Genomic DNA, 11,914 nt, shown 5'->3' with positions numbered 1-11,914 from the left:
CGCACGGCGAGAGCGTACCTTCCCTGCTCACTGTCCCGCGCGCGTACGCACCGGCGGCGCGTCCGAGCCTGTGGGAGGAATCTTCCTGCTCTTGATGGCGAACGTCATCACATCCTTGAACACGGGGGCCGCGAGCTGGCCGCCGAAATGGCCGTTCTTGGGGTTCTGGAGCACCGAGAGCACCACCAGCCGGGGCGCGTCCGCGGGCGCGAACCCGGCGAAGGAGGCCGTGTATCCGTCGTAGCGGCCCAGCTCGGCGTCGTAGCGGTCGGCGGTGCCGGTCTTGCCCGCCACCCGGTAGCCGGGGATGGCGGCCAGCGCGCCGGTGCCCTCGGCGCTCACCGCGGTCTCCAGCATCGTCGTGATCTCCTTGGCCGTCGTCTCGCTCACCACTCTGGTCTGCCTGCCCGCGGGAGCCGGGACGAACCTGCCGGACGCGTCGGTGGTGCCCGCCACGATCTGCGGATCGACGCGGACGCCGCCGTTGGCGATGGTCTGGTAGACGCTGGCGGTCTGCAGGGCGGTCACCGACACGCCCTGGCCGTAGGCGACCGTGCAGCTCTGGCTGCCCGACCAGTTCTTGTAGTTGGGCAGCAGGCCCGCCTCGGCGTTGGGCACGCCGCCCGCCGGGGTGCTGCCGAACCCGAACGCCCTGAGCATCGCGTACAGGCGCTCGCTGCCGACCTTGCGGGCGGCCATGATCGTGGCGACGTTGCTGGACTGGGCCATGGCCTGCCGGAAGGTCATCGCCTCGGGCTTGTGGGCGTGGGCGTCGCGCAGCACCCGGTCGGCGCACCTGATGTTGTCGGGCACCTGGAACACCGTGTCGGGGGTGACCTCCTTGGCCTCCAGCGCGGCGGCGGCGGTGATCACCTTGTTGGTGCTGCCGGGCTCGAACACGTCCGCGGCGGCCTTGTTGACGTAGGAGGACGCGGGGGCCCTGCGCCAGTTGCCCAGATCGAGCTCGGGCGCGTTGGCCATGGCGATGATCTGGGCGGTCCGCACGTCCATGACGATGACCGCGCCGCTGCTCGCGCCCGACTCGCGCACCTGCTCGGCGACCGCCTTCTGGGCGGCCCACTGGATGTCGCGGTCGATGGTGAGCCGCACGTCCTGGCCGTTGACGGGCGCGGTGCGCTCGCTGCTGGTCATGGGGATGCGCAGGCCGTCGCGGCCGGTCTCGACGCGCTGCTTGCCGTCGCGGCCGGCCAGGATCGTGTTCTTGGCCTGTTCCATGCCGCCCAGGCCGTTGCCCTCGTCGCCGACGAAGCCGATGAGGCTGCCGGCCAGGTCGCCGGCCGGGTAGTCGCGGCGGTAGGTCTTCTTCGTGCTGAGGGCGGGCACGCGGGCCTGGAGCAGGCGGGTGGCCACGACCGGGTCGACGTCTCGGGCCAGGAGCTGGTAGCGGCTGCCGGTCCTGGACAGCTTGGCGGTCATCTCCTCCACGGTCTTGCCGAGCTGCCTGGCCAGGATCGCGGCGACGTTGGCGCGGACGTCCGCGGGGACCTTGGAGGGGTCGATGGACACCTCGCGGGCCTCCGACGTACGGGCCAGCGCGTTGCCGTTGACGTCGGTGATCGTGCCGCGCTTGGCGGGGATCTCCTCGACGTGCTGGCGCTGGCCGACGGCGGCGGCCTCGTAGACCTTGGAGTCGAGGCCCTGCATCTGGATCAGCCGTCCGGCGAAGATCGACAGGATGAACGTCATGCCGATCAGGCCGATGTTGATGCGCCGGCGCGGGCTGCCCAGGCGCAGCACCAGCGGGGGCCGCGGCGGGCGCGGCGGGGTGGGCGGGCGGCGCGGGCCCCTGGGGGGCGGCACGTCCGCGCCGCGGCGGAGCATGCCGCGCTCACGCCCGCGCGCCTGGTCCAGCCCGGAGGCGCGCCCCTGGCCGGACGCCGGACCGCGCCCCTGACCGGCCCCGGGACCGCGGGTCTGACCGGGCCTGCCGCCGCGCCCCTGGTCGGGCCGGGAGCTCCGGCTCTGGCCCGGCCCCGAACCGGGCCGCGCAGGCTCGGACCGCGAGCCGCGCGCCGGGTCGGACCGCGAGCCGCGTCCTTGGTCGGATCGCGAGCCGCGCGCCGGGTCGGGCCGGGAGCCGCGCCCCTGGTCAGATCTTGAGCCGCGGGCCTGGTCGGGGCCGGGGCCGTCGCCGCGACGGCGCGACCCCTCCTGCGGCACGGCACGGCCGCGTGGACGGTCGTCGCCGTCGCGGCTCTGCGGGGTGCGCCCGCGCGGGCGGTCGTCGTCGTCGCGCCCCTGGGAGGCGGCGCGGTTGCGGGACTCGTCGCGGGAGTCGTCGCGCGGACGGCGGCGTGGGCCGTCGCCCGGGTCGCGGCGCGAGCGGGTGCCCTCGTCGTCGTCGCGGGGCCGGGCGCGGTCGCCGTCGTCGCGGCGCTGCCGGCCGCGGGAGCCGCCCGCGGAGTCGCGGCGGGCGCTGCCGCGCGCGTCGTCGTCGGGGTCGTGGGGCCGGCGGCCCCTCAGGTCGTCGTCGAACGGCAGGTCGAACGGATCGGGGGGACGCTTGCGCGGCGAGTCGTCCGGCGCCCCCGGGCGGCCCGCCCCGTCAGAACGGGCGGAGCCCCCTCGCCCTGCCCGCCCCGGACCGCCCGGCGTACGACGAGCGGCGCCGGGCCCTCCAGGAGAGCCGGCGCCGCCAGCGCCGCGGCCGGGACGCTGTCCCCTGCCGCCTGAATCCCTCACCGCCCCGGGACCGCCGGGACACTCGGCTCGCCCTTGTCCCAGGGCCGCAGGTTCTTGTCCAGGTGGTAGCCCTGCGCCTCGGCGCGGTCGGCGATGTTCTGGGGCTGCATCTTGCGCTCGTACTCCAGCCGGAGCGCTTCCTTCTCCTGCTGGGCCACCGCGATCTCCTCACGCAGCTTGGCGTCGGTGATGGCGTCGCGGTTGAGCATGATGTTGAGCAGCAGCAGGCTCACCAGCCCACCGCACATCAACCCGACGACGAGCAGCACGAACGGCGCCCGCTGCCGCTTGGTCGAGGGCCGCCGCGCGGCGGGACGGCGCGCGGGCGCGGCGCTCTCGCCGGGACGCGCGGCCGCCGGCCGCCGGTCGCCGGTTTCAGGACGGGGCCGCGGCTTGGTCTGGTGCGAGACGCCCGGCCTGCGCGTGCCCGGCTTGGGCATGGCGCGGCGGACGGGCGCGACCCGGCCGGTCTCCTGCTCAATCGTCAACGCGGATCCTCTCTGCCGCCCGTAGCCGGGCCGAGGCCGCCCGCGGGTTGCGGGCGAGCTCTTCATCGCTGGGGAGCTCGGCTCCCCTCGTCAGCAGGCGGAACCTCGGCTGGTGTGCCGGTAGCGGGACAGGCAGCCCTGGCGGGCTGGTGTCCTTGGTTCGCGCCGTGAGGGCCTGCTTGGTGAGCCGGTCCTCAAGGGAGTGGTAGGAGAGCACGACGACCCGCCCACCCAGCGCCAGCGCGTCGAGCGCCGCGGGCAGCGCCGCCTCCAGGGCGGACAGCTCCGCGTTGACCTCGATGCGCAGCGCCTGGAAAGTCCTCTTGGCGGGGTTGCCGCCGGTGCGCCTGGTCGCCGCGGGGATCGCGTCGCGCACGATGTCGGCGAGTCTCTTGGTGGAGGTGATGGGCTCCTTGGCGCGTTCCTTGACGATAAGCCCCGCGACCCTCGGCGCGAAACGTTCCTCGCCGTAGTCGCGCAGGATTCGTGCCAGGTCGGCGGCCGGATAGGTGTTGACCACCCGCTCGGCCGTCAGCTCCTGCTCGGTGTCCATGCGCATGTCGAGCGGGGCGTCGTAGGAGTAGGCGAAGCCGCGTTCGGCCTCGTCGAGCTGCGGCGAGGAGACGCCGAGGTCGAACAGCACGCCGTGGACCGTGGGATGCCCGGCCTCGGCGACGATCTGGGCCAGGTCGCCCGAGGAGGCGTGGACCAGGGTGGTGCGGCCGGCGTAGGGGGCGAGCCTGCGGGTGGAGAAGTCGATCGCGAACGGGTCGCGGTCGATCCCGATCAGGCGCAGGGACGGGAAGGCGGCGAGCAGGGCCTCGGAGTGGCCCCCGAGCCCGAGATTGGCGTCGACGACGACCGGCTCCGGCCCCGACAGCGCCGGGCCCAGCAGCTCCAGTACGCGGTCGAGCATCACCGGAACGTGACCGCCCGTGCCTGCGTTGTCGTCCATCTCCAACCCCCCCTCTCGCGTCCTGCTCGCGGATGACGCGTATCGGTCAATCGTCAGTCATTCCTGGGTCCCCACCCGGCGCCGTCCGGCCAGGTCCCCATCCGCACCCTCTTCGTGGACGCCCGCCCTCTGACACCGGGGAAGGTGCATCAGTTGGCAGGCAGTGGTTGCGGGTGGAGACCTCGCCGAACGACATCACCGACGGATCGACCGTGATCACTACAAGATCCCTGGCAGCACCTCCTCCGACAGATCGGCGAACGCCTGCTCCTGCGCGTTGAGATAGGTGTCCCAAGCCTGCGAGTCCCAGATCTCCAACCGGGTGTTGGCCCCGATGACGACGCAGTCACGCTCCAGGCCGGCGTATTGACGCAGGCTCTGCGGGATCGTGACGCGTCCCTGCTTGTCTGGCTTCTCGTCGGACGCGCTTGCGAAGAAGACGCGGCTGTAGTCACGCACCGCCTTGGCGGTGACCGGGGCGGTGCTGAGAGCCTCGGTTATGCGCTGGAACTCCTCTACTGGAAAGACGTAGAGGCATCGCTCCTGGCCTTTGGTGATCACAAGACCCTCCGCCAGCTCCTCACGGTACTTAGCCGGCAGGAACAGCCGTCCCTTGTCGTCAAGACGCGGTTGATGGGTGCCGAGGAACATCGGCGCCACCTCCCGTGCCTCAGCGAAGCGCTCAGCGCTGGTGCACCGGGCCCTCCACTGCGCACCACCATACTCCACTTCTCCCCACCGTCAACTGATTCGAACCGTCTTCATCATCAGTTTCCGTTGCGTTACCGCAGGTCAGAGCGGTGGAGCGGGGGTGGGGGGCGCCGGGGGGCGGGCCAACCCTCATGGGCGTGTCGAGGGTTGGAAAGACCGGCGGTATAGGGGCTTGCGGCGGGCGCGAAGGCGGGGGTGGAGGAAAGTGGGGCCGCCGAGGGGGTCAGTGTCACGGGATTCGCACTGCTATGCGACAAGAACAGGAACATCAGCGGGGTTCCCTGGAATATCCACAAATGTCGCTCAAGAACCCGCAGCGTCGTAGGGTCGTACAGACAATGGAAAAGGAATGGCATGGCTCCCGTAATGGCACCGTGCGGGACAGCCGTCGCACTATGGAGGCCTGGTGGCACTAACCCATGACGTCCCTCCCCAGCTTGACGAGCTGGTCTCCACCGCCCACCGAATTCGGCAGGCCATCGAGTCGGTGATCGAGGGAAAGAGCGACGCCGTCCGTCTCACGCTGACCGTCCTGCTCGCCGAGGGCCACCTTTTGATCGAGGACGTGCCGGGGGTCGGCAAGACGATGCTCGCCAAGGCTCTGGCGCGGTCCATCGACTGCCCGGTGCGCCGCGTGCAGTTCACGCCCGACCTGTTGCCCAGTGACATCACCGGGGTCAGCGCCTACAACCAGCAGACGCGTGAGTTCGAGTTCAAGCCCGGGCCGGTGTTCGCCAACATCGTCGTGGGCGACGAGATCAACCGCGCCTCCCCCAAGACGCAGTCGGCGTTGCTGGAGTGCATGGAGGAGCACCAGGTCACCGTGGACGGCGTGACGTACCCCCTGGACGCCCCCTTCATGGTGATCGCCACCCAGAACCCCATCGAGATGGAGGGCACCTATCCCCTCCCCGAGGCCCAGCGCGACCGGTTCACCGCCCGGGTCGCCATGGGCTACCCGGAGCCGACCGCCGAGCTGGAGATGCTCGACGTGCACGGCAGCACCTCGCCGCTGGACAAGCTGGAGCCGGTCGCCACGACCGCCGAGGTGCGCGCCCTGATCGAGGCCGTGCGCGGCGTGTACGTCTCGCAGCCGGTCAAGAAGTACGCCATCGACCTCGTCGTGGCCACCCGCCACTCCCCCGACCTGCGGCTGGGCGCCTCCCCCCGGTCCACGCTGCAGCTCGTCCGCGCGGCCAGGGCGCACGCGGCGCTGGCCGGACGCGACTACGTCATCCCCGACGACCTGCAGGACCTGGCCGTGCCCGTGCTGGCGCACCGGCTGCTGCCCAGCGTCGAGGCCCAGGGCCAGCGCCGGCTGCCCGAGCAGGTGGTGACCGACCTCGTCAGGCGTGTGCCGGTGCCGGAGACGCGAGCGTCGTGAGGGCCGGACTGCGGGCGCTGACCTCCCGCGGCAGGTCGTTCCTGGCCTCGGGGATCGCGGCGCTGCTGATGGCGCTGATCCTGGGCGAGAACGACCTGTTCAGGATCGGCGTGCTGGTCACGGCGCTGCCGCTGCTGGCCGCGCTGGTGGTGGCACGTACCAGGTACCGGCTGAGCTGCGCGCGGAGGCTGGACCCGCCCAGGGCGGAGGTGGGCGGGGAGGCCACGGTGACGCTGCGCCTGGAGAACGTGACCAGGCTGCCGACCGGGCTGCTGCTGATCGAGGACACCGTGCCGTACGCGCTGGGCGTGCGGCCGCGGTTCGTGCTCGACCGGGTCGAGTCCAAGGGCGTGCGGGAGATCGACTACCGGGTCCGGTCCGACCTGCGCGGCAGGTACACGATCGGGCCGCTGTCGGTGCGCATCGCCGACCCGTTCGGGCTGGTGGAGCTGACCCGGGCGTTCACGATCAGCGACACGCTCGTGGTGACGCCGCAGGTGGTGGCGTTGCCGCACGTACGGCTGTCGGGCGAGTGGACGGGCGGCGGCGACAGCCGCACCAGGAGCGTGGCCGCGGCCGGCGACGACGACGTGGCGCCGCGCGAGTACCGGCAGGGCGACGACCTGCGCCGGGTGCACTGGCGCTCGACCGCCCGGCACGGCGAGCTGATGGTGCGCCGCGAGGAGCAGCAGTGGCAGAGCCGCGGCGCGCTCCTGCTGGACACCCGCAGGCACGCCCACCGCGGCGAGGGCCCGCGCTCCTCCTTCGAGGTGGCGGTCTCGGCCGCGGCCTCGATCGGCGTGCATCTCGCCCACGAGGGTCTGGGCCTGCGGCTGGTGACCGACCAGGGCGCCGAGCACCTGACCGACCAGGGTCTCAGCTACTCGCTGCTGGACACGCTCGCCGTGGTGCGGCACAGCTCGGCCCGCTCGCTGGAGATGGGCGTCTCGGCCCTGCGCCAGGGCGGCGGCGACGGCCTGATCGTGGCCGTGCTCGGCGCGCTCGACCCCGAGGAGGCCAGGGAGCTGGCCAGGCTGCGGCACAGCGGCGTCACCGGTGTCGCGGTCCTGCTCGACGCCGGCACCTGGGAGGGCGCCGGCCGGGGCTCGCACGAGAACTTCGACGCCGTTCAGGGCGTCCTGGCCGGTTACGGCTGGCGGATCGTCCGCCTGCCCGCCGGCACCTCCATCGCCTCGGTCTGGCCGGACGCCGCCAACCGCGGCAGGTACGCGCTCAACCCCACGGGAGGTGCGGCATGAGGCTGACGGCCGCCTCGGGTGTGGCCGCGTTCACCGCGGCGATCCTGCTCTATCCGCTCTTCCAGGGCGGCGCCTGGTTCTGGACGTCGCTCGGCGCGGTGCTGGCCGTGATGGCCGCCGGGGTGATCGGCTCCCGCCTGTCGCTGCCCGCCTGGGCCGCGCCGCTCGCCGGGCTGGCCGCGTTATGGATCTTCCTGACCGTGGTCTTCGCCTCCGGCAAGGCGTGGGCGCTGGTGATCCCGACCAAGGAGTCGGTGTGGGAGCTGGGCCGGCTGCTCGGGGTCGGCTGGGCCGACATCCAGCGCTACGCCGCGCCCGTGCCGTCCACGGACGGCATCACGCTGCTGACCGCGGGCGGCGTGGGCGTCATCGCGATCGCCGTGGACCTGCTCGCCGCGCGGCTGCGGCGGGCGGCGCTGGCCGGGCTGCCGCTGCTGGCGCTGGCCACGGTCCCGGCGACGATCCTGGCCGAGCCGATCAGCTGGCCCGCCTTCATCATCGCCGCGCTCGGCTTCGTCAGCCTGCTGATCGCCGACGGGCGCGAGCGGGTGGGCCACTGGGGACGGGCGGTGCTCGTCCGCCGGACCAGGGCGGCGACCGGGCCGCGTCCGGACACCGGCGGGGCCAGGGCCGACACCAGCGGACTGCGGCTGTCGGGCAAGCGCATCGGGTTCGCCGCCATCGCGCTGGCCGTGCTGCTGCCCGCCGCGCTGCCGGTGATGGAGCCGGTCTCCTTCTTCCAGTTCGGCGTGGGCGGCCGGGGCGGCGGCAAGGGCAACTCGATCAGCATCGCGAGCCCGATCGCCAGCCTGCGGGGGCAGCTCGAACTGCCCGAGCGGCGCGTGGTGCTCACCTACAACAACAACGACGACAAGCCCAGGTACCTGCGGATCTACGCGCTGGACACCTTCGACGGCCAGCAGTTCGGCATGACCGAGCCGAAGGGCTCGCCGGACAACAGGACGGAGAACGGGCCGCTGCCGCCGCCTCCGGGGCTGAGCGCGAGCACGAAGGTCAGCAACGTCGTCACCAGGATCCGGATGAGCGACGAGATCGAGCGGCTGCAGTTCCTGCCGCTGCCGTACCCGCCGCGGCAGATCCGGGTGGACGGCGACTGGCGCGCCGACGTGGGCACGCTGATGGTCTTCTCCATCCCCGACGAGGCGGCCGGCCTGGAGTACGAGGTCGCCACCAGCGAGCCGGCCGCCACGCCGGAGCTGCTGGAGTCGCTGGAGGGCGTCCAGCCGAGCGTGGACCGGCGCTACCTGAAGCTGCCGGACAACCTGCCGCCGGAGATCGTCCGGCTGGCGCGTTCGCTGACGGCGCAGACCAACTCCAACTACGAGGCGGCGGTGAAGCTCCAGCAGTTCTTCACCAAGGACGGCGACTTCCGCTACGACCTGCGCACGCAGGGCCACGGCAACTCCGCGCTGCGGGACTTCCTGCTGCGCGACCGCACGGGCTACTGCGAGCAGTTCGCGGCCTCGATGGCGGTGCTGGCCAGGATCGTCGGCATCCCGTCGCGGGTGGCGATCGGCTACACCGGCGGCACGAAGGCCGGCGACAACTGGACGGTCACGACCGGCGACTCGCACTCCTGGCCCGAGCTGTACTTCGAGGGCGTGGGCTGGCTGCCGTTCGAGCCGACGCCGTCCGGGTCGCTGGGGCAGGGCAGTGCGCGGGTGCCGGACTACACGGTCCCGCCGGCGCCTTCGACGACGCCGTCCACCTCGCCGAGCAGCGGCGCGACCGAGTCCGGCGCCGACGACCCGATCAACCCCTCCACCCGGCGCAACCCGCGCGAGCTCGACCGTGAGGGCCTGATCGCCACGGGCGGCCTGCCGCCGGACGACTCGATGCCGCTGATCGGCAAGATCGGCATCGGCGCGGGCGCGTTGCTGCTGCTCCTGCTGGTCCCGGCGGCGTTGCGGCTGCTCACCAGGAACCGGCGGGTGCGCGCGCTGGGCTGGAAGGTCTCGCAACCGGCCGACGACCTGACGGCCAGGATCGCGACCGCCCACCACCCGTCGATCGCGGCCGTGTGGGCCGAGCTGGACGACGTGCTGTGCGACTACGGCATGACCCGCGGCGCCAGCGAGACCCCGAGGGCGCTGGCCCGGCGGCTGAGCCGGCAGTACGAGTTCGACGCCGAGTCGGCGGCCGCCATGACGGCCATCGCGACGACGGTCGAGCGGGTGCTGTTCGCCAGGGACCCGGGCACGATCGGGCCCATGAGAAAGGACCTGCGCAAGGTGCGGCAGGCCCTGGCGGCGACGGTGTCGCGGGGACGGCGGATGCGGGCGGTGCTGCTGCCGCCCTCGACGCTGCGGCGGCTGCGGGCGCTGGGCGAGCGCCTGCTGGACGGCTTCGACCTGCTGGAGAACATCAGGCTGCGGCGGACGGCGGCCCACAAGGGCGCCTGAGCCGCCTGCCCAGGACCGAGCGTGCGGTCGCTCCCCGGAAGGGGAACGGCCGCACGTTCGCGTAAGGCGGAAGGTTCGGGGCCGGTGAGGAGCGGCGAGGAGGTCAGCGCTCGTCGTGACGACGGCGCCAGCGCTCCTCCATGCGCTCCATGAAGGTGCCCCGGTTGGCGCGCCGGGGCTGCCTGCCCGTGGCGCCGGCGCCTTGGGCCGGCGGCGAGTCGCCGAACCCGTTCATGCGCTTCCAGCTGGACAGACCCCACAGACACGCGGCGAGCATGACCACGAAACCGCCGACGCCGAGCGGGATCTGACTCATGACCACGCCGACCATCATGATCACGACGCCGAGCGCAAAGCCGATGGAGGCTTTGATCAGGCGACGCTTGTAATGGCTGCGCGGGTCACTGATCCTTACGGTGTTGGCCCACTTCGGGTCCTCGGCGTAGAGGGCCTGCTCGATCTGGTCGAGCAAGCGCTGCTCGTGCTCAGAGAGCGGCACGGCGCCTCCCAAGGACAGCCCCAGGACGGGGAAGACGGCAACGGACGACACGGGGTGTCCGAACCTCGCGGTCGGTTATCCCCAGAATACGAGGCTGTAGACGTAGGCGAAAGCAAACGTCCAACGCAGACCAAACCGGAGGTGACGTCATGGCTCCATTGTGGACCATCTCGCACCCCTTCCCCCAAAATCGCGACATCCTTCTCCTACCCGACTGACCGATCGAGTAGGACATGGGCGTCATGTCTCTATTTCATCAAGCTTGCCACGTACCAGCGACGCTGGGAGCACCGCATCGGGGCCAAATCTCCGGATCGCCTTGTCCATCGCCTGTTCGGCCTCGCGCCAGCCGGTCTCGCGCTCGCCCAGACCGAGCTGATGGGTGGCCTCGCCGGCCGGGCGCAGGTTCTCCATCCGGACCCCGACCAGGCGCAGGCGCACCCGCTGGAGACCGGCGGCCTCGAACAGCTCGCAGGCGGTGGCGTAGATCACCTGGGCCACGTCGGTCGGCTCCCGCAGGGTGCGCGACCGGGTGATCGTGGTGAAATCGGCCCGGCGCAGCTTCACACTTACAGTTCTGCCCACGTGTCCGCCCTTACGCATCCGGGCCGCCACGCGCTCGGCCAGGCGCAGCAGCTCGCGCCGGATCACCTCGGGATCGTCGACGTCGGCCGCGAAGGTCTCCTCGTTGCCGATGCTCTTGTCGGGCACGTGCGCGGTCACCGGACGCTCGTCGCGCCCCCAGGCCAGCGTCGCCAGGTGGCCGCCGACGGCCTGCCCGAGCTCGCGCTGGAGCGTGCCCAGCGGCACCCTGGCCAGGTCGCCGACGGTGCGGATGCCGAGCCGGACGAGGGACTGCTCGGTGCGCTCCCCCACGCCCCACAACGCCGCGACCGGCAGCGGGTGGAGGAAGTCGACCACCTGCCCTTCGGGCACCACCAGCAGGCCGTCGGGCTTGCACTGCTTGGAGGCCAGCTTTGCCACGAATTTGCTGGAGGCCACCCCCACCGAGCAGGTGATGCCGTAGCGGTCGAGGACCTGCTCCCTGATCATGGCGGCGATCGCCGCGGGCGGGCCGAGCCGCCGCCGGGCGCCGCCGACGTCGAGGAACGCCTCGTCGGAGGCGATCGGCTCGACCAGCGGGGTGATCGAGTGGAAGATCTCCATGACGCCCCGGGAGACCTCGGAGTACTTGCCGTGGCTGGGCGGGATGATCGTGGCCTGCGGGCACAACCGGCGCGCCCTGCTCATCGGCATCGCCGAGTGCACGCCGGACGCCCTGGCCTCGTAGGTGGCGCTGAGCACGACGCCGCGCCCGGCCGGCGAGCCGACGATCACCGGACGGCCCCGCAGCTCCGGCCGTTCCAGCAGCTCGACGCTGGCGAAGAAGGCGTCCATGTCGACGTGGAGAATCGGGCAGCCGCTGTCATCGACCCCGGTCCGCGGCGCGGGGCCGATGCCTGTGATCTGCTTGCGGGACACGCCTGCGATT

General features: G+C 72.1%; 9 protein-coding genes. 3 read left to right on the top strand and 6 right to left on the bottom strand.

Annotation, left to right across the window (positions count from 1 at the left end; genetic code table 11):
* Nucleotides 1-27: 27 nt before the first annotated feature.
* From ACIBQ6_RS18270 to mraZ, 4 genes are all read right to left on the bottom strand, one after another.
* A complete protein-coding gene (locus ACIBQ6_RS18270) occupies nucleotides 28-2,703 on the bottom strand; it encodes a penicillin-binding transpeptidase domain-containing protein (RefSeq protein WP_397213094.1) in 2,676 nt (891 codons plus the stop codon).
* Entirely contained in the window at nucleotides 2,700-3,191 is a 492-nt protein-coding gene (locus ACIBQ6_RS18265; RefSeq protein ID WP_397213092.1) for a hypothetical protein, read from the bottom strand. The genes ACIBQ6_RS18270 and ACIBQ6_RS18265 overlap by 4 nt, the downstream gene beginning before the upstream one ends.
* The gene (gene rsmH / locus ACIBQ6_RS18260; protein WP_358293947.1) at nucleotides 3,181-4,146 is read right to left on the bottom strand and encodes a 16S rRNA (cytosine(1402)-N(4))-methyltransferase RsmH; all 966 of its coding nucleotides are present in this window, start codon (nucleotides 4,144-4,146) and stop codon (nucleotides 3,181-3,183) included. The genes ACIBQ6_RS18265 and rsmH overlap by 11 nt, the downstream gene beginning before the upstream one ends.
* 219 nt (nucleotides 4,147-4,365) lie before the next feature.
* A complete protein-coding gene (mraZ, locus tag ACIBQ6_RS18255; protein ID WP_352326976.1) occupies nucleotides 4,366-4,797 on the bottom strand; it encodes a division/cell wall cluster transcriptional repressor MraZ in 432 nt (143 codons plus the stop codon).
* A 466-nt stretch (nucleotides 4,798-5,263) separates the two neighbouring features.
* Here mraZ and ACIBQ6_RS18250 point away from each other — a divergent pair, with 466 nt between their 5' ends.
* The 3 genes from ACIBQ6_RS18250 to ACIBQ6_RS18240 are packed head-to-tail and all read left to right on the top strand — an operon-like array spanning nucleotide 5,264 to nucleotide 9,923.
* The gene (locus tag ACIBQ6_RS18250; RefSeq protein ID WP_352326975.1) at nucleotides 5,264-6,241 is read left to right on the top strand and encodes a MoxR family ATPase; all 978 of its coding nucleotides are present in this window, start codon (nucleotides 5,264-5,266) and stop codon (nucleotides 6,239-6,241) included.
* Nucleotides 6,238-7,500, top strand: coding sequence for a DUF58 domain-containing protein (locus ACIBQ6_RS18245; protein WP_358293949.1), 1,263 nt, complete (start codon nucleotides 6,238-6,240; stop codon nucleotides 7,498-7,500). Before ACIBQ6_RS18250 ends, ACIBQ6_RS18245 begins: the two co-directional genes overlap by 4 nt.
* A complete protein-coding gene (locus ACIBQ6_RS18240; RefSeq protein ID WP_358293950.1) occupies nucleotides 7,497-9,923 on the top strand; it encodes a DUF3488 and transglutaminase-like domain-containing protein in 2,427 nt (808 codons plus the stop codon). Before ACIBQ6_RS18245 ends, ACIBQ6_RS18240 begins: the two co-directional genes overlap by 4 nt.
* 103 nt (nucleotides 9,924-10,026) lie before the next feature.
* Here the strand turns inward: ACIBQ6_RS18240 and ACIBQ6_RS18235 are convergent, their stop codons facing one another.
* On the bottom strand, nucleotides 10,027-10,422 hold the full coding sequence (locus ACIBQ6_RS18235) for a DUF3040 domain-containing protein (RefSeq protein WP_358293952.1): 396 nt from the start codon (nucleotides 10,420-10,422) through the stop codon (nucleotides 10,027-10,029).
* Between the two features lie 240 nt (nucleotides 10,423-10,662).
* On the bottom strand, nucleotides 10,663-11,904 hold the full coding sequence (gene dinB / locus ACIBQ6_RS18230; protein WP_358293953.1) for a DNA polymerase IV: 1,242 nt from the start codon (nucleotides 11,902-11,904) through the stop codon (nucleotides 10,663-10,665).
* Nucleotides 11,905-11,914: the final 10 nt, after the last annotated feature.

This window comes from Nonomuraea sp. NPDC049655, from assembly GCF_044465465.1.
GTDB lineage: Bacteria > Actinomycetota > Actinomycetes > Streptosporangiales > Streptosporangiaceae > Nonomuraea.
The sequence above is the reverse complement of the archived record's forward strand: the minus strand, read 5'-3'. Positions and strand labels throughout refer to the sequence as shown.